At 45.7% G+C, this 17,773-nt stretch carries 12 protein-coding genes and 1 pseudogene; 2 read left to right on the top strand and 11 right to left on the bottom strand.

The genetic code is table 11. The features are described 5' to 3' along the window. Positions 1 to 200: 200 nt before the first annotated feature. From AAFP11_RS13060 to AAFP11_RS13035, 6 genes and pseudogenes are all read right to left on the bottom strand, one after another. The gene (locus AAFP11_RS13060; protein ID WP_341737462.1) at positions 201 to 1,526 is read right to left on the bottom strand and encodes a transposase; all 1,326 of its coding nucleotides are present in this window, start codon (positions 1,524 to 1,526) and stop codon (positions 201 to 203) included. A 154-nt stretch (positions 1,527 to 1,680) separates the two neighbouring features. Beyond that, positions 1,681 to 2,046 (bottom strand): annotated as a pseudogene (locus tag AAFP11_RS13055) (ACT domain-containing protein); the annotation flags it as partial. 58 nt (positions 2,047 to 2,104) lie between these two features. Then, the gene (locus AAFP11_RS13050) at positions 2,105 to 2,398 is read right to left on the bottom strand and encodes a DUF1816 domain-containing protein (protein WP_341737461.1); all 294 of its coding nucleotides are present in this window, start codon (positions 2,396 to 2,398) and stop codon (positions 2,105 to 2,107) included. Positions 2,399 to 2,727: 329 nt separating this feature from the next. After that, on the bottom strand, positions 2,728 to 3,483 hold the full coding sequence (locus tag AAFP11_RS13045) for a DUF2993 domain-containing protein (protein WP_341737460.1): 756 nt from the start codon (positions 3,481 to 3,483) through the stop codon (positions 2,728 to 2,730). A 155-nt stretch (positions 3,484 to 3,638) separates the two neighbouring features. Then, a complete protein-coding gene (locus AAFP11_RS13040) occupies positions 3,639 to 4,229 on the bottom strand; it encodes a pentapeptide repeat-containing protein (protein ID WP_341737459.1) in 591 nt (196 codons plus the stop codon). A 108-nt stretch (positions 4,230 to 4,337) separates the two neighbouring features. Then, the gene (locus tag AAFP11_RS13035; RefSeq protein ID WP_341737458.1) at positions 4,338 to 5,750 is read right to left on the bottom strand and encodes an HD domain-containing phosphohydrolase; all 1,413 of its coding nucleotides are present in this window, start codon (positions 5,748 to 5,750) and stop codon (positions 4,338 to 4,340) included. A gap of 274 nt (positions 5,751 to 6,024) precedes the next feature. Between AAFP11_RS13035 and AAFP11_RS13030 the strand changes: the two genes are divergently transcribed. Then, positions 6,025 to 6,174 (top strand): hypothetical protein, encoded by a 150-nt coding sequence (locus AAFP11_RS13030; protein ID WP_341737457.1) that lies wholly within the window; start codon positions 6,025 to 6,027, stop codon positions 6,172 to 6,174. A gap of 279 nt (positions 6,175 to 6,453) precedes the next feature. Here the strand turns inward: AAFP11_RS13030 and AAFP11_RS13025 are convergent, their stop codons facing one another. Further along, a complete protein-coding gene (locus tag AAFP11_RS13025; protein WP_341737456.1) occupies positions 6,454 to 6,648 on the bottom strand; it encodes a hypothetical protein in 195 nt (64 codons plus the stop codon). 157 nt (positions 6,649 to 6,805) lie between these two features. On the opposite strand from AAFP11_RS13025, the gene AAFP11_RS13020 reads away from it, so the two are divergent. Further along, a complete protein-coding gene (locus tag AAFP11_RS13020; protein ID WP_341737455.1) occupies positions 6,806 to 9,943 on the top strand; it encodes a glycerol-3-phosphate acyltransferase in 3,138 nt (1,045 codons plus the stop codon). Between the two features lie 295 nt (positions 9,944 to 10,238). Here the strand turns inward: AAFP11_RS13020 and AAFP11_RS13015 are convergent, their stop codons facing one another. The 4 genes from AAFP11_RS13015 to AAFP11_RS13000 all read right to left on the bottom strand — a co-directional run bounded on the left by AAFP11_RS13015 (position 10,239) and on the right by AAFP11_RS13000 (position 17,423). After that, positions 10,239 to 11,969, bottom strand: coding sequence for a chemotaxis protein CheB (locus tag AAFP11_RS13015; protein ID WP_341737454.1), 1,731 nt, complete (start codon positions 11,967 to 11,969; stop codon positions 10,239 to 10,241). Between the two features lie 637 nt (positions 11,970 to 12,606). Beyond that, positions 12,607 to 13,827, bottom strand: a complete 1,221-nt coding sequence (locus tag AAFP11_RS13010; RefSeq protein WP_341737453.1) for an ABC transporter permease — start codon at positions 13,825 to 13,827, stop codon at positions 12,607 to 12,609. Between the two features lie 128 nt (positions 13,828 to 13,955). Beyond that, positions 13,956 to 15,173 carry an ABC transporter permease gene (locus tag AAFP11_RS13005; protein ID WP_341737452.1) on the bottom strand — a complete coding sequence of 406 codons (1,218 nt, stop codon included), beginning with the start codon at positions 15,171 to 15,173 and terminating at the stop codon, positions 13,956 to 13,958. Positions 15,174 to 15,569: 396 nt separating this feature from the next. After that, a complete protein-coding gene (locus AAFP11_RS13000) occupies positions 15,570 to 17,423 on the bottom strand; it encodes an efflux RND transporter periplasmic adaptor subunit (RefSeq protein WP_341737451.1) in 1,854 nt (617 codons plus the stop codon). Positions 17,424 to 17,773 lie beyond the last annotated feature (350 nt).

The raw sequence follows: 17,773 nt of genomic DNA, 5'->3' as shown, positions 1-17,773 counted from the left end.
CTGAGTGATTGATTAGTAGTTTGCGAAATAGATATTATGTATGATTTTTATCACTCAAACACCACTGTTTTATTCCCTTGACACTCTCCTGCCTGAAGGCGAGGAGATTCTTAAGAGATTTCTCTCTAAATATCCCTATTTCTAGGGTTCCCAGACTCCTCACGTTTGCTCAAACGAGCGTGAGGATATATTCTGAGCGTTTAGGCGCGAACGCCAGGTTTCGCGGAGTCCCCGCGTACCAAATTCAAAGCTCGCGAGCGAATAGTTTTTGCTGCACCAATATCGGCGTGTTCATGGTGTCCGCATTCAGTGCAAATGAACTTTTCGCAATCTCGATTAGACTTGTCGATATGACCGCAATTCCGACATTCTTGGCTGGAGTATTGAGGATTAACTTTGATTACTATTTTTCCTTGCTTTGCAGCCAGATACTCAATTTTCAAAATTAATTCGCCCCAACCCGCGTCAGAGATAGAGTGATTTAAACCCTTCTTCCTTGATTGTCCATTTTTGAGAAACCTACCTGTTTTCTCATTGACTTTTACCCGACATCGCCGCATCATGCCTGAAATATTCAAGTTTTCCAGAGCAATCGCGTCAACGTTACGAGAAACTATTTTATTAGCAACTTTCCACTGATATGCTTGGCGCTTGTCGCTAATTTTCTGGTGAAAAAGTCCTAGCTTTTTGGCAGCTTTTTTGCGATTTCTGCTACCTTTCACTTTTCGGCTAACCCGTCTCTGTCTAATTTTCAGAGTGCGCTTAGCTTTCTTACTTGTTGAAAACCTGGGGTTTTCGATTTGAGTTCCATCAGATAGATGAACTAATTTTGTAATTCCCATGTCACAACCAATTACTTTGACAACATCTTTGAGAGGTTTCGTCGTGTAATCGGGGATAGATTTGTCCTCAATGCGGAGCGAGAAATACCAACCATTTTGTCGTTTTCTTACCGCACAAGCTTTGATGGTAAAGCCGCTGGGGATTGGGCGCGAGTTATAGAAACGCATCCAACCTAACTTTGGTAGGTAAATTTTACTGCCCTGTATCTTTACTCCCATTACAAAAGTAAAAGAAGTAAAGTTACTGCGGTTTTTAAATTTAGGAAAGCCACGCCCGTCGCAGAAATTTTTATAGGCAGTGTCTAACCGTTTAATATTCTGTTGTAAAACGGTTGAATCTATCCCACTGAACCAAGGTCTAGCTGCTTTTAATTCGGGCAACGCGGTGATTTGAATGTCGCCTGGATTGCGTCGAGGGTTTTTAACTTTACCCTCTTTATCTGTTTTACCCGTCTTCCAAGGTTCGCCAGTCGCGCCGTTTTGGGAGACACAACTGGTCAAGGGACAGGCTTCACTTTGCGTCCTAATGTCGCAATAGTTGCCTTGAATGAATTGTTGGCTGTATTGAGTAATTCTGTCGTTAAGACACCAATTATAATGGCTTCGTAACATACCTAACCAACTGAACATCTTTAAGTCTTGTGTTTGACTTGGGCGTAACTTGTATACATAGTTTGTTAACAAGTTTAACTCCTCCCTTTTTTGAGATTCTATTAGTATACAGTAAAATACTTGTATATTTTTTTTGTCTTTATATTTACTTAAGAAAGAGGATTTGAGCTTATACTTTTACTTGCAAAGCCGTCCTACAAGGACGGGGTTTTAAACCCCAATTTTCGATAATTAACGGAATTTCTGCTAAAAATTCTTTGGATTGTTGTCGCCACATCAAATCTAACAGACAATGGTCTTGGCGGCTGACCCAAATTGCGATGCGTCTTACTGTATCGGAAAAGTGCAATTCCCACTTAGCTTGTAGAGGTTGTGCGATCGCCCTGAAAGCCGGAGCAATTTCTTCCCTAGATAAATCAAATCCTGATAATTGCCATTCTATCCTGGTGAGGAACAGTCCCGCAGCAAAGTCTGTGTGTTGATTGGCGTGGATAATATTACCATTATGCTGATAAATAAAGTTGGCAAATGTGGCGACTAAACCGCGTCTATCTGGACAAGCAATCAGGAGAGTTGCTGTAGGAAGTGTCATACAAAGTCAAAGTCCTGGGGATTAGTGTGGCTCGCATTTTTGTCAACTCTCAAACAGATTAATCTGCTACTCTTTCGGAGACTTCACCTTCGCAAATGGTGAGTTGCGAAGGCTGACATCGTTTGATAATTATACTAACTCTTTTTGCTCCTTCGCTTTCCAAGTCTTCGATATAGCCTGGAGTATGGATTAAGGCTTCTTTATCGCTGTCAAAGGGACCAAAATAGTAAGTGCAGCGGGGAAAATTGGTAATAATTTCTACCCACCATTTTTCTTGTCGTTGACTGTGGGTGGGCTGGGCAAGGAGAGACAAGACTACAACGCATATACAGAATAAATAAAATCCGAGCATTGTTCTTCTTCGGGTAGATTTATGTATTATTTAAATTTACCAAGGCAATTTAGGCGATCGAATCAACCTCTGTGCTGATTTTGAGTCAATTGAATCACGCACCCGCCCCACTTTGCGTGTAATCTCCAATCCGGTAGCATCTGAATTATTCATCCCTCTATTCTCTCCCTCTGTGTCCTCTGTGTTCTCTGCGGTTAAATTATTCCGATGCTACCAAAAACGATATAATCTCAAATCTAAAGCAAAACCCGCCTGTGCGGGTTGTTTGCTTGCTGAAAAATTCTCTTTTGCCAAAGCCGGTTACTAGGTAGAACTCAGAAGGCTGAAGCTTAGGACTTACCTTTGGGGAAATGGTCAATCCCAGCCCAACCATAAAAAACCAGTTCGTTGTTTTGGACTCGACACCTGTCTACTCGCAGTTGAGTGCCTTCGAGAGCAAATTTGTCTAAATCTAGCAAGTTGTTGACGTGGGCAATTATCGCTTTGGCCAAGTTAACTGCTTGCTCGTCACCGCCGTAAGTAACGCTGACAAATTGGATTTTGCGCCGTTCCTCTACTTGCAGTTGAGCAGTAATATCTATCTTGACTGGTTCGCCAGCATCGCCTACGGTAATTTGGGACTGAAGGCGAATGGATTTATCAGCACCAAAGCTGACTTCGGTGTTTTGAAAATGCAGAGATTGGTCTTGATAATTGAGCCGTTGCAGTTTTTCAACTACAAAAGGCGTATTGAATGAGGTGGTTAAGTCTGATTGGCTCAAAACTACTCGCATATTTGCCTGGGTAGGCTGTCGTAATTTAACTTGACCTGCAAAAATTGCCCCAAAATCAATGGAGAGTGCTTGCAAGTAGAGTTCCATTACTTCGATGCGAAGACCGTTGTACATTAACATTCCTTTGCCAATGAAGTCGAAACCGTCGATGCTTCCCTGCAAGAGTTTGGCTACAGGTTCGACTCGGATATTGGCTTGGGCCTGTTCCGAACGCTTGAATAAGGCCGCAATCGCAGCTCCTGCTACTTTGCTGACAAGGCGATCGCCACTTTGACCTTGAAAGGATGTACCGCTAAACAAAGCTGCTACCATTTATTCGTTTGCTCATCTACATTGGCTATTATAACCCCCTATTAAGAAATGTTAAAATAGCTTGTGCTTATGTACATTATAAGAATGAATTGTTTTTTGGCTGGGTCTGGAAAATAAAACTTCGAGTACGCCAGCGTGTAGGACATTCTAGAATTTTACAGGCTCAGGGGGGTGCCTTGGAGACAGGCTCGATCGAGTAATGCTCCATCCCAGAGGGTGTGTTCGATCGCAGCACAGAGCAAATTAGCACCTGTGAGATTAGCGCCGCGCATTACGGCTCCATTCAGGATAGCTTCTTCCAAGTCTGCACCGGACAAATCTGCGCCGGACAAATTGGCATGACTCAAATCTGCGTGGTGCAAAATTGCCCTCGCCAAATTCACAGCCCGCAAATCGGCACCACGAAAATCGACACCGCTCAAATCCAAATTCCCCATCGTCGCCCCAGCCAAAAAAGCTCCCCCAAAACTGGCGTCACCAACTTGAGCATTCCCAAAGTAGACTCCGCGCAAGTCAGCATTCCGAAAATCTGCTCCACGCAAATCAGCGCCACTGAAGTCAGCGCCTCGCAGGTTGGCTCGCAAGATGGCGCGCTGCAAATTCGCACCAGCGAGATTAGCTCCACTCAAGTTAGCTTGAGACAAATCGGTATCGGCGAGCTCGGCTCCCGATAAGTCAGCGCCAGCTAAATTATAGCCGGACAGCAATTTAATTTTGCCTTGGCAAATGGCTTCTATGTTAGTCATTACTTATATGGTCATTGGTCATTGGTTATTGGTCATTGGCATCGCTGAGCCCTTCGACTACGCCAGCGGTGCCGCGTAGCGTCGAAGGGTCATTGGTTATTGGTCAATTTAAGATGCTGAAGTTACCGAGGGAGTGCGATCGCCCACATCCTCCAACCAGACATTAGGTAGTTGACTAGGACGAGTTGGTAATTCCATCAAACCCATTTCTGCCAACCTGACGACGTTGCCGAGAGTATCCACCAAGGCTGGATCGAAACGACTGCCACTAATTTCCCGGCACTTTTCCCAAGCTGCTGTCAAACCCAAAGCTGGACGATCGCCCCGCCCTTGAGTCCACTCTTGAAAACACGCAACCAAGCCCAAAATCCGGGATGCGATCGGTATTTCTTCCCCTCGCAAACCGTCTGGCCTACCGCTACCGTCCCAGTGTTCCAGTTTATGCTTGACAATTTCGGCTACGGGTGATAGTTCCGGCATGGCTTGCAACAGTTGGGAACCGATGAAACTGCGATCGCGCCAAAATGTTAGAGTCTGTTGGTCAAAGCGATCGGGAGTTTGAGTAAACACCTCATTGGGGGCGGAAACTAACCCGACTCGAAACAGCAATCCCGCCAACCGCAACCGCCGCAACTGCAAAGCTGGCAAATCGAGAAGTTGACCCAAAGTTTCCGACAATGCCGCCACTTGCAAAGACGCGGTGGGATTTGCGGTATCGCGTTCATCCACGCGCTGGGCCATCCGCAGAAAAGCTTGAAGTTTATTGGCGTTCAAGTTGCGACTCACGCGCAGGGCTTGACCTTCCAATTCCCATAAGTCACGGGTTTGGCGGTTAATAGCCACCATTTGCTGCTGAGAACTTTGCAAGTAAGTCACGATCCGCGACACTACCCCGCTAATGTCTGCTAGGGGTGGGCCTACGGTGGTGAGGATTTCTCCGTAAAGTTGCAGCAGTTGGTCTGCCAAAGCCTTATCGTAATGTCGCGTTTGTTCTATAAAAATTTTTGCAGCCTCCGACACCAAAGATTGGTCAAAGGACCACAAGCCGTAGAATTTTCTTTCTATATCGATTTCTGGCTTACCTTGGGGCTGGTATTCTTGGTGTGAAAGTTCGCGACAAAGCACCATGGCTTTGTAGGTTGGGGCGAGGATAATTAAATTCCATTCCTGGATTATGGGGTCGATCGGATCGAGATTTATTAAAGATACATTTTCTAATTGACCGGTTTTGTGGTTGGCAAAACCGCTGTCGGCTACTGCACCGATGACAACCCGTCGAGAGGCCTTAGCAATATCAAAGTAGCGATCGGCTTCTTGCAAATACCATTTTCCCTGCTGGAATGTCACCAACACTAGGGGTTTGATTTCTAGTTCTCCCCCCCCACTGGTTTGCAAGATGTGGTCTTCTAGGGCGTGACACAGTGCTACTAAGGTATTTTTGAAATAAACGCCGTAGCTAGAAGGCAGTTTATTGTCGGGAAGTGTAGCTTGTAATCTGGCGAGAGTTGATTCTGGATTCATTACAAAAGGCGGTGCCGGCTTCTTAATTCATTGTAGCGGGCGATCGCACTTCTGGAAAATATCAAATTTTCGAGAGGGAAATTTGGGATTTTTCACCCCCAAATATAAGCTTTCCAACGCCCTGGCTGATAGTGGAGCCAGCTAGCGAGCGCAACTTTTTCTACAATCTGTGTCTTTTGCTGATGTGTTTTCCAGGGGAAACCTGTCTTGAGGAAGACTCCAGACAACTTAGCGATTATCTACTATTTTTAAAACCATACTGGTAAATAAAACCGTGATTCAACCAGAGCGGAGTTTAGGGGAACAGGCGATCGACAAAGTAGTTGAAATTGCAATTTCTAGCCAATTTGACGAATCAGAAAGTTTGTCAGTCAACGTCCAAACCCAACCTATACAGAAGACGCAGATACCCGACTTATTTTAAAATAAGTCGGGTATCTTAACTTGGCTTAAGGAAAGTTCCGTTACCAAACTCAATCCTCTGCAAAAATAAGGTACGGATATAAATTAATATCAATCAAGGGGAGCGATCGTTCGAGTGGCGATCGCTCCCTTTATTGATATTTATTAAGCCCATTTTCCAAAAAACAGCATAGCCACAGCCCCGACTTCTGCAAGAAATCGGGGCTTTAAAGTGTGATATATATGCTAGGAGTAATTCCTATTGCTCTCCAAGCTTTTTCAGATCTAAAACAAGTTTGTGTTATCGACCTTGTGACTCAGAAACATCTGCTATCAAATCATCTTTATCAACTTTCGGCACAAAATCAGGTCGTTCTTTGGATTCCCAACCGGGGGGGCGCTTGGAGTTGTACCAAGCAATGGAGCCAATACTAACCGCAGCCACAAATCCAACACCAAGAACTGCGAGGGGAATCATTAGGTTGCTATCTACCATTTTGTGCAAATCCTTATTTACTCTACTTATCTAGTATCTTATCTGCTATGCGCCCTAACTCAATGTATCTCAAGATAGAAAAAGTGTTGGAGTTGAGATGGGAGAATTATTCCCACGGCTGAATCCGGGGCCCCGGACTCCTTTGGTTTCGGTGATAATGTTGAGATGTTGGAAAATTGGAGCTAATTTGATTATGCTGTTGTCGATCGCATTGTTATTAGTCGCCAGTTTCGCGATCGGTGCTTTACCACTAACGGGTTGGGCGGTGAGAGTCTTTGCGGGCAAAGATTTGAGGGTATTGGGTACCGGCAATATTGGCGTGTCAGCCGCTTTCATTCACGGCGGAAAGGTAGCGGGAATTGCTGCGGTGTTGGCGGAAATTGCCAGAGGTATGATGCCAGTTTTGGCGGGGCGATTTTGGTTCCCCGATACACCTGCACTCGCACTCGCGCTGTTAATTCCTCTAGTTGCGGGCAGATATGCGATCGCCCGTGGAGGAGGAGTTACCAACGCTGTTTGGGGTATTTTCGCATTTTCCCCAGCGGTGGCTATCACAGCGGGCATTTTTGGGTTGCTGGTGTGGCGTTTGGCTGAGGTTGTGTGGGGTAAGGGCGATCAAGCGCGGCTGTTTGCTTCCCGTTGCGGATGTCTGTGCACCCCAATCTGGTTTTGGCTATGGCGACAAAATACCACAGAATTTTTAGCAGCGGCAGGATTAGCCTGTTTACTGTTCACAATTAGTCTGCGTCAGGGTGATGATATGGCCTTATCTAAATCGGAAAAATTGCTTTCTCTGGATAACTCATTAGATGCGAAAGTCTGTGGCGATAAAGCTGCGAAATTGTCTCTACTGAAACGAGCCAAATTTAATGTACCTCCGGGTTGGATATTATTACATTCATCGGGAATCGGGAATCGGGAATCGGGAATCGGGAATTTAGAAAACAGTGAAAATTTGTCAATCCCTAATACTTTAATCGAAAATCTAAAATCCAAAATCCAAAATCGAATCATTGTGCGCTCTTCTGCTGTAGGAGAAGACGGCGATATTAGTTCCGCAGCCGGACAATATCAAACTATTGGCCCTGTTTCAACGGCAGCTCAATTGCGGGAGGCCATTAATTGTTGTCGCCAGTCTTATTGGACTTCCGAAGCAGTGGCTTACCGTCGCCAGCGACAATTGCCTGATACCCAAATGGCTGTTTTAATTCAGCCTTATATTGACGGCCAAGTTGCGGGAGTCATGTTCACCCGCAATCCTTTAGATGGTGGTTCTCAGGTAATTATTGAAGCTTTACCGGGAGGAGCAGAATCAGTTGTTGGCGGACAAATTACTCCGGTTCATTTGGAAATTGATTTTAGTACATCTGAGTCACTACAAGCAAGTTTTATTAAACTTGAAAATAATTCATTTATTGCTCATTCGATTGTAGCAGAATTGGTAAAACAAGCGCAAGCAATCGAAGAATTTTTTCATGGGATACCCCAGGATATTGAGTGGAGTTGGGATGGTGAGCAAATTTGGATTTTACAAAGCCGCCCGATTACTAATTTGCAGCCATTCTGGACGCGAACTATTGCCGCTGAAGTGATTCCCGGTGCAATTCGTCCGCTAACTTGGTCGATTAATCGCCCGCTGACTTGTGGAGTTTGGGGAGAAATTTTTCAGGTGGTTTTGGGCGATCGCGCTGCTAATTTAAACTTTAATGAAACTGCGACTTTGCTGGGTTCTCACGCTTATTTTAATGCTACTTTGTTGGGCGAAATTTTTCGGATGATGGGATTACCGGAGCAGGGTTTGGAATTTTTGCTGAGAGGGCAAAAAATGGGCAAGCCACCTTTGGGGAAGATTTTGCCGTCTTTGCCCGGTTTGTGGCGTTTGGTGCAGCGAGAGAGGGCGCTCAATGGAGAATTTAAGGGCGATCGTACTGGTATTTTTCTACCTGCAATCCAAAAATTACAGAAGTCAGAAGTCAACCCCCCTCTACCCCAAGTCAACCCAGGGCTGTTTCATTCTCAGATAAATCATCGTTTTGTAGGGGTAGTGGATGGTGCGTGCCTACCCTCTTCGTCCACTGGTGAGATGGGGGCGGGCACGGGAGCACCGCCCCTACAAGAGAATGAAACAGCCCTGCCCCTACCCCCCCCAAGGGGGGAAATAAGAGGGGAAAATGCTCAAGATTTAATGGGATTGTTGGAGAGAACCGAGCAAATTCAGGAGTGGCTAAAACCGATTACTTACTACAATATATTAGGTCCGATCGGCCTGGCAATTCGTAAAGCAATTTTTCGGGTTCCCGACGAATGGTTAGACAATGATAATGCACCGGAAATTGCATCGGTACGAGCTTTACAGCAGTTAGCCCAAAAGTTGCGACAAGCTGCGATTTCGCAATCGGATGAAACTATTTCAACGGCAAAATTAGCCCAGATATTTGCTGAAAGTTCTGCTTTACAAGCGGAATTTGACCAGTGGCTTGATACTTACGGATATTTGAGTGAAGTGGGTACGGATATTGCTGTTGCTACTTGGCGCGAACAACCGGAAGCTTACCAGAAGTTGCTCCTAACTATGGCACAAAAATCGGTGGTAACTAATTTAGATGCAACTCGAAAATTAGGGTTGACTTTTTGGCAGAAATGGCGATTAGATAAATGTCAGGAAAGAGCGAGAGTCAAAAATGAAATTAGCCAAGTTTACGCGCGGTTGTTGGCTCATTTGCGCTGGACTTTTTTGACAATAGAAGCTGGTGGCTTAGCCATGGGTGTATTTCAGGAAACTGGGGATATCTTTTATTTGGAATTTGGTGAAATTCAGCAGTGGATACGCAGTGGCGATCGTGTTTCGTTTCAGGATACTATTAGGGAAAGGCGCGCACAGTTAAAAGTCGATCGCCTCCGCCCGATTCCTCCTGTAGTATACGGTAATCTACTGCCCAATTCTCAGGAAAAGACGAGAACACCAGCGACATCCACAACTAAAATCATCCAGGGAATTCCCGCAAGTATCGGCCGTGTCGAAGGCTTGGTCAAGATTTGTCGCACCGTGACTACAGATTTAGGAGAAAATGCGATCGTAGTAGTTCCTTACACCGATGCAGGTTGGGCTCCGCTGCTATTAGGAGCAACAGCAATTATATCTGAAGTTGGCGGCCAACTATCTCACGGAGCAATTATCGCTCGCGAGTATAAAATTCCCGCAGTCATGAATATTCCAGAAGCTACAACTCGCTTCCGAGACGGTCAAAAAGTGCGAGTAGACGGCTATCTCGGCACTGTAGAATTACTCGAATAAACGGAAAGAAAAATGTAAAAATTCATACATTCTGTAGGGGTGGGTTCCACCAACAATAATTGCCCAAAACAAACAATCTCGCAAACCCGCCCCCACCCCACAAAAAACCTTTCCTAAGCCTTCTGTAGGGGCGGGTTCCACCAATAATAATTGCCCAAAACAAACAATCTCGCAAACCCGCCCCCACCCCACAAAAAACCTTTCCTAAGCCTTCTGTAGGGGTGGGTTCCACCAACAATAATTGCCCAAAACAAACAATCTCGCAAACCCGCCCCCACCCCACAAAAAACCTTTCCTAAGCCTTTAAGAAATTTTGAACAACATAATTGCCAACATTTCTGCCAGAACTTAAACCATCCACGTTAGCACTCATGAAATGGATGCCTGCGTAAAGGCGACTCATACCAGATTCATCAGCAGCTTGGGCAAAGTTGTCAAAACTTCGCAAAGTGTTAACAGTTTTATCTCCCTTGTCCGCAAACCCAAAATCCGAACCAAATACAGAGTTCATGACAGGTTCTGCCGCACCGCTAAAGGTACTGTGACCCGACGTGTACTCAGGGAAGGGCGGAGTTACCAGCAGCGGAGTCCACTGGGGGTCGGCTGTCGTGTTGGGGTTGTTGTCCGTATCAGCTTGGCGGATAGCTGTGATGGGTCGCCACAGGTTGTACTGGTACTTGGCATCCCAGGAACTAATAGCTGCATCGGCTTCGGCAATATTTAGCAGGGCGAACAAGCGGGCGGTATCTTCGAGGGAGTTACCCGTCAGGGCCGATGCGTCTTGGGCGATTTGGTTCCAGTGGCCAGGAGGGGTAAAAGTACCTGCACCGTTGGCCCAAAATTTAGCAATGACTGTCTGGTCCGGGGTCCGCGTGAGACTGTCAATTTTGCCGATTTCTTTGACGTAGTTCACTTCCTCTGCGTACTTGGCACTGTCGAGGGCGGGAGGGCCAGCAGGACGGAATTGGGAACCGCTAGTCATCGCAAAGGGAGTCACATCTGGCCACTGTGGCAGCAAGGCGGAAGCCAAAGCGGGGGGCGTCGGCACCCAAGTTCCGGGGTTGGTGGTGGGGGTGTATGGCACTACTTTGGTTGCACCGTCTGTACTCCGCCAACTAATCATGTTGTCGGCAACCTTTTCTCCCAGGGCGATGCCGTCGTCTTTGGATTTGCCGTCGGGAATTTTGGCTAGAGACGATGCGTAGGCTTCATTGAATTTGACTGCTTGGGCTGGGTAAAGGCTGACTAACACGCGGTGGGCGGCCGCCGCCGTGGCTGCTTCTTCTGATGCGCCCGGTGGTGCATCTATTTGCACGCGGTAAGGGCTATATTTTTTACTGATGGAGTTAACAGCGTCGTAAATGGCTGCGTGAACCATTGCCATGTTGCGCGCAGCGAGGGGAGGTGCTGTGCTGGCTGTCCGCACCGCATCGAGGAGAGTGGTATTCCAGTCTGTGACAGCGTTTCCTAATATGTGAGTTGTGAAGTTGTTGGGGTTGATGGTGCTACTGTTGACTCCTGGTAATACTGCTAAATACTCTCCCGTAAGTTTGTCTTGGATTACGGTGCTGTTGCTGTTAGCACCCGCGCCTTGCTGGATGTTTAAATCTTCAAAGGTGAGGCCGTTTAGCAATCGAATTTTGTCATTCCCGTTGCCGAAATCGCTGATGTAGTCTGCTGTGGCTAAGGTTGTGCCTCCACTGCCTTTGGCAATGGCAAATATATCATCGCCCTCCCCACCGGTCATGGTATCGCCCTCTAGGCCACCGTAAATGATATCGTTGCCGGAGTTACCAACAATTAGGTCGCGACCTTTGCCTCCCCAGAGGATATCATCGTCTGCACCGCCAAAAATGCTATCGTTTCCTTGGTCGCCACAGATTTTGTCTTTGCCTCCATCCCCTTCGAGAAAGTCGTCTCCACTATTGGCATAAATTATGTCGTTGCCATCGGAGGCACTAATTGTATCTGATGCGGATGTTCCTTCGAGATAGTCAAATTTGGGATTTCCCGTGAGAGATGCCATTTTTTTTATTTTGTATTCTGGATTAAACAGCAAAGACTAATAATACTATCTATAATGATTAGGTCTGTTTGCTGCTGACTTAATCTTATTAAACTTTGTGCTTGGTTAGCAAATACCCCCACCGTAACTTAATTAAATCTTTAGTATTTAACGGGTTTTTATGAATTTTTTTCGATGTAAATATGCGTAAAAATACGGTTGTCAAAACTAATTTAAATACTGCATCTTTGTTAAATATTTACAATAAAACGGTTTTTTTAATGTTTAGATAAATACAGCGCGATCGATCTATCCCCGCCGTAGGGACAGGGCATTGCCCATTGGTGTCAACTTAACTTCTAACCCAGTCAGAGACTGCTGTTTGACTATTAAACTTCGATCCCCCCTAGCCCCCCTTAAGAAGGGGGGGATAAGAGTTCGATCTTTCGTCCCCCTTCCCCCCTTGGGGGGGGCTAGGGGGGGGTGGGGATGCGAGGGGGATCTAGACTTAGGTAAAAGCGAGAGATACCAAGGGTTTCAGGCGATTGTTGACACCTATGGGCATTGCCCTGTCCCTACTCGATAGACCTGGAATACCCTGTATGTTTTTGATTACCATAAAAGGAGCGTATTGTGTGAATAAATAAGTAAATATTTATTAAGCGCTTCTCAAGGCGGCGATCGCGTCTAGTTTGGCAGCTTGGCGGGCTGGGACAACGCCGAAGAAGAGGCCCACAGCACCGGAGACGCTGACTGCAAGGGCGATCGCCACGGGCGATATTCCAGCTTGTAGGGGTGTGAAATTACCGATGAGTAAAATGCCACTGACACCGACAAAAGTGCCGACTAGGCCTCCGGCGGCGGATAAAATTACAGCTTCGATAATAAATTGAAACAAGATATCTTGTTGGGATGCTCCGATCGCCTTTCTGAGCCCAATTTCCTGAGTACGTTCGCTCACCGACACCAGCATAATGTTCATAATCCCAATCCCACCAACTAACAAAGAAATGCTAGCAACGGCAGTTAACATAATTGTCAAAGCCCCAGAAATTGCCCCCATTCTTGCCATTAAATCTTTCTGATTTCTGACAGTAAAATCATCTTCTATGGTAGTTTTATGTCGCAATCTCAGCAGGTTTTCTACCTGAAATTGAGCCGCGTCCATTTTCGCTTCATCTTTAATAGAAATATATATAGATGTCACAGCTAAACCGTAGGGAGATTTTCGCCCGACAATGCGGTTTGCCATGGTGGCGATCGGCACTACGGCAGAGTTGTCATAATTAGTACCAAAAGATGTGCCTTTTGGTGCTAATACTCCAATTATTTTCATACTGACATTTTTAATCCGCACTTGTTGGTCGAGAGGATTAGTATTACCAAAGAGTTTCTCCGCTAATTCTGAACCAAGAATCACAACTTGGTTATTTTCCTTGACATCAATATCTGTTAAAAACCGCCCCTTTGCCATTTCAAAGCTTCGGACTTGCAGAAATTCGGGAATTGTGCCAAAAATCAAAGACGAAACATTTTTGTTACTGTAGCGAACTATTTCGGAACTGTTAAGTTCTGCGGAAACGCCTTGAACGGAGGGGACTTGAGAGGCGATCGCCTTTGCATCTTCTACTATCAGCGTCTGAGGTGCATTGCTAATTGCATTACGCCTAGCATTGGGTACTCCTGGCCTCACGATTAATACGTTGGTACCGAGGGATTGAACTTGTCCTGCAACATATTTTTGAGCTCCTTCTCCAACTCCAATCATCGCAATTACTGAGGCGTTACCCACAATCATCCCAATCATGGTTAAACTGCTGCGGGTTTTATTTGCTAGCAGGGTTTGACCGGCCATTTTGACGCTTTCAATAAAATTCATAATTGGGAATGGGAAATTGGGAATGGGAAATTGGTAATTGGGAATGGGTAATTGGTAATTGGTAATTGGTAATTAGAACAACAACTGCTTTCCTGTCAACTGCCAACTGTCAACTGTCAACTGACTAATTAAGCACTTCGGAGTGCAACAATTGGGTCTAGTTTTGCAGCTTGTTTTGCGGGCACGATGCCGAAAAATAAGCCGATGCTACCGGAAACACCGACTGCAAGGGCGATCGCCACTGGAGAAACACTAGCTTGCAAAGGAGTAAAAGCAGATACCAAAAGCACGCCACCAATACCAAATCCAGTGCCGATCGCCCCACCTGCCGCCGACAAAATCACCGATTCAATCATAAACTGAATTAAGATATCTTGCTCCGAGGCTCCGATCGCCTTTCTGAGTCCAATTTCCTTAGTCCGCTCAGTCACAGAAACCAGCATAATATTCATAATCCCGATCCCACCGACCAAAAGCGAAATTGCCGCCACAAAAGCCAACATCAACGTTAAAGCCGCTGTAATACTACCCAAAGTATTCATCAAATCTTTCTGATTTCTGACAGTAAAATCATCCTCCTTAGTAATTTTGTGACGCAATCTTAGCAGATTTTCTATTTGAAATTGCGCAGCTTGCATCATATTTTCATCTTTGATAGAAACCGAAATAAATGTGACTTTTGTACCGTAGGGAGAAGTTCTACCCACGATCCGATTTGCCATTGTTGTCAGCGGCAAATAAACATTCATATCTTGATTGTCACCAAAGCTAGAACCCTTAGCCTGCATCACTCCAATCACTTGAAAAGTCGAATTTTTGATGCGGATATATTGACCAATTGGCGGTGTATTACCAAACAATTGTTCAGCAGCTTCGGAACCTAAAGCTACTACATTTTCTTGTCGGGCTAAATCTAGTTTATTTAAAAAACGACCTTGGGCAATATCAAAGCTTCTAACTGTCAGAAACTCTGGAGTAGTTCCTACCACAGAAGACGAAACATTTTTGTTACGATAGGTAACGAGTTGACTATCATTGAGAGTTGGTGCAACTTCTTGGACAGAAGGAACTTGAGAGGCGATCGCCTCTGAATCTTCCAACACCAAAGTCTGAGGTGGAATCACGGGGCGACTTTGTGCTTCGGGACTTCCAGGAATAATAAATAGCAAGTTTGAACCCAGAGAGTTAACTTGTCCCTCGATAAAGGTTTGAGCTCCTTCGCCGATGCCAATCATCGAAATTACGGAAGCATTACCGATGATGATTCCTAACATCGTCAAGCTACTGCGAAGTTTGTTTGCCGTCAAAGTTGTGACGGCCATTTTGATGCTTTCAACAATATCCATAATTCGATTTTGGATTTTAGATTTTGGATTTTAGATTAGGGAATTGGGAATTGGTAATTGGTAATAGGGAATGGGGAATTGGTAATGTGTCAACTTAAGATTTAAGCCCATAATAAATCTCGCTTGTATTCGAGTCTATATCCCCCTAAATCCCCCTTAAGAAGGGGGACTTTGAATACTCTTTTTCTCCCCTTGTTAAGGGGGACTTTGACCGCTCTTGTCCCACCCCCTACTCCCCTTCTTAAGGGGAGTAGGGGGTGACTTTGACCGCTCTTGTCCCCCCCTTCTTAAGGGGGGTTAGGGGGGATCTCCGGGTTTAAAAACACCCTAGGGGCGATCAAGAGAAATAATGCCCAATGCCCAATGCCCCATACCCAATGCCCTATTCCCCATGCCCTACTTTTGATTCTTGATAATATCCTCCAACTTCTTACCTTGAGGAAGTTCTGTGAACACCCGATCGCCAGCCTTCGCACCCTCCAAAATCTGAATCTTATTACCTATCGTTGAACCAATGGTAACTGGGTGAAACTTAGGCTGCTGTTTCTCATCTGGAATCAACACACCTGTTTGACCTTTATTCGTCACAATTGCCACCGTCGGCACAACTAAAGCATTGCTCAGCTTTTGACCCACAAATCTCAAATCTACATTCATCCCCGACTGCAACAAATCTTTGCCCGTATCTATGGCTACTCGGACTTGAAATAACGTCACATCCCGTTCTTTGACAGCTTCTGGGGCAATTAATTTAACGCGGCCTTTAAAAACTTTATCTGGATAAGCATCTGCCACTATTTCCACTACTTGACCCGGTTTAATTTGACTAATATCGGCTTCCGGGACTTTCGCTAAGACTTCCACATCTCTTGCTAAAGCCACAATCGATGTCGAAGTTGCCGAAGTAGCTTCAGATGCCGAAGTTGCCGGAGTCACAAAAGCTCCTTGGATGGCGTACCTTTGGGTAATTATTCCTGCAAAGGGAGCGCGAACTTTGGTGTCTTCTAACTGTACTTCTTGATAACGGACTTGAGCTTGAGCTTCTGCTAAGTCAGCTTTAGCTTGTGCTATTTCTTCTGGGCGAGAGCCGTTTACTTGTACTGCTAATTGGCTTTTTGCTTCGGCAACTGCTGCTTGGGCTTTGGCTATTTCTTCTGGACGATTGCCGTTTTCTAATTGTGTTAATTTGCTTTTGGCTTCAGAAACTTCTGCTTCGGCTTTGGCTATGGCTTCCGATCGCGTCCCGTTTTTCAATTGGTTTAATCCTTGCTGCTCGACTTCAACAGCAGCTTGCAGTTGCTGGATTTGGGAGAGCCGATTTTCTTGCAGTTGTTGCAGGCGTCTTTGGGATTCTGTTACTTTAGCTTGGGCAGTCCGATTTTCTTTAATTAATTCATCCAGTTTATCTTGAGCCAGAGCACCTTCTTTGACTAATGACCGATTGCGTTCGACACGTTGAGCTGTTAGTTCGGCTTGGGCTTTACTCGATTCAATTTGGGTTTGTGCTTGGGCAATTTCTTGTTTTAAACTACCAGTTTGAGCATCTGCTAAACGAGCTTGAGCTTGGGCTAATTTAGCTTTCCCTTGGCTGACTTCTTCCACGCGACTACCGGTACGCAGTTGTTGCAAGCCGGCTTGACTTTGCTGCAAGCGGGATCTGGCTGCTGCGACTTCTTCCACCCGACTGCCGGCTTGGAGTTGAGCGAGACTGGCTTCGGCTTGAGCTAAGCGGGCTTGGGCACTGGCGATGTCTTCCGAGCGATTCCCGGCCTCGATTTTGGCAAGTTTGGCTCGAATGCTAGTTTCCCTGGCTTTGGCTTGTTGGAGTTGGGCTTCGATGTCGCGACTTTCCATCCGGGCAATAATTTGTCCTGCTTCGACGCGATCGCCCTGTTCGACAAATAATTCTGCTATCCGCCCGGAGCCTTTGGGGCTGAGATTCACGCGCTGTACCGGCTGCACCGTGCCGCTAGATGTGATCCGCACGGTGAGGTTTTGCGATTCCACAGGCACTGTCAGGGTGGCGATCGCATCTACTTTGGGCTGGGATTTACTCTTTACTATATACATGGTGGTCGGTACAGCTATCAACCCTGCTGCAAGCAGCCCGATCGCCCACCGTTTCGATTTGGGCGCGGGTTTTTTGGGGGACTGCTTTTGAGCGGTTTTGGTATCTGCAATCTGGGTATCTGCCGTCTTCGTATCTTCCACTTGGACTTGAGCAGTTTCCTTTTTAGGGCTAACGATCATACCGAGTCACCTAATTTAATCTCAGGATTACCTTAAAGGTAAAGTTTTTGTTAATGTTTGGCATCGTCTTTGAGACTCATCCGATCGGGTGATTTCAAAAAAGTTCCCGAATCAACATCTATTAAGAATTATATAGCCTATTTGACGTTTTTGAACCCAGCGAGGTAAAATTATCTGCCCTGAAGCTTACCTGGGGGAAAAATAAGTTATTCAAAAAGTCAAGGCACAAACAAAAACCGGGTAACTCCAAAGCTACCCGGAAATACCAAATTTAGGATTCAGACAAATCTAAAATCTAAACCTTAAAATTCTTAAACAGTTACAGCTTTCTTAGCAGTAGAGCTCAATTC

It is taken from the genome of Microcoleus sp. CAWBG640 (genome assembly GCF_020883015.1).
Classification (GTDB): domain Bacteria; phylum Cyanobacteriota; class Cyanobacteriia; order Cyanobacteriales; family Microcoleaceae; genus Microcoleus; species Microcoleus anatoxicus.
This window is presented reverse-complemented; position numbering and strand designations above follow the sequence as displayed.

What these genes read in the sequence shown, in the direction of transcription:
- AAFP11_RS13050 (WP_341737461.1), bottom strand. Translation starts at nt 2,398, where the DNA reads ATGCTCGGATTTTATTTATTCTGTATATGCGTTGTAGTCTTGTCTCTC.
- AAFP11_RS13045 (WP_341737460.1), bottom strand. Translation starts at nt 3,483, where the DNA reads ATGGTAGCAGCTTTGTTTAGCGGTACATCCTTTCAAGGTCAAAGTGGC.
- AAFP11_RS13040 (WP_341737459.1), bottom strand. Translation starts at nt 4,229, where the DNA reads ATGACTAACATAGAAGCCATTTGCCAAGGCAAAATTAAATTGCTGTCC.
- AAFP11_RS13035 (WP_341737458.1), bottom strand. Translation starts at nt 5,750, where the DNA reads ATGAATCCAGAATCAACTCTCGCCAGATTACAAGCTACACTTCCCGAC.
- AAFP11_RS13025 (WP_341737456.1), bottom strand. Translation starts at nt 6,648, where the DNA reads ATGGTAGATAGCAACCTAATGATTCCCCTCGCAGTTCTTGGTGTTGGA.
- AAFP11_RS13020 (WP_341737455.1), top strand. Translation starts at nt 6,806, where the DNA reads ATGTTGAGATGTTGGAAAATTGGAGCTAATTTGATTATGCTGTTGTCG.
- AAFP11_RS13015 (WP_341737454.1), bottom strand. Translation starts at nt 11,969, where the DNA reads ATGGCATCTCTCACGGGAAATCCCAAATTTGACTATCTCGAAGGAACA.
- AAFP11_RS13010 (WP_341737453.1), bottom strand. Translation starts at nt 13,827, where the DNA reads ATGAATTTTATTGAAAGCGTCAAAATGGCCGGTCAAACCCTGCTAGCA.
- AAFP11_RS13005 (WP_341737452.1), bottom strand. Translation starts at nt 15,173, where the DNA reads ATGGATATTGTTGAAAGCATCAAAATGGCCGTCACAACTTTGACGGCA.
- AAFP11_RS13000 (WP_341737451.1), bottom strand. Translation starts at nt 17,423, where the DNA reads ATGATCGTTAGCCCTAAAAAGGAAACTGCTCAAGTCCAAGTGGAAGAT.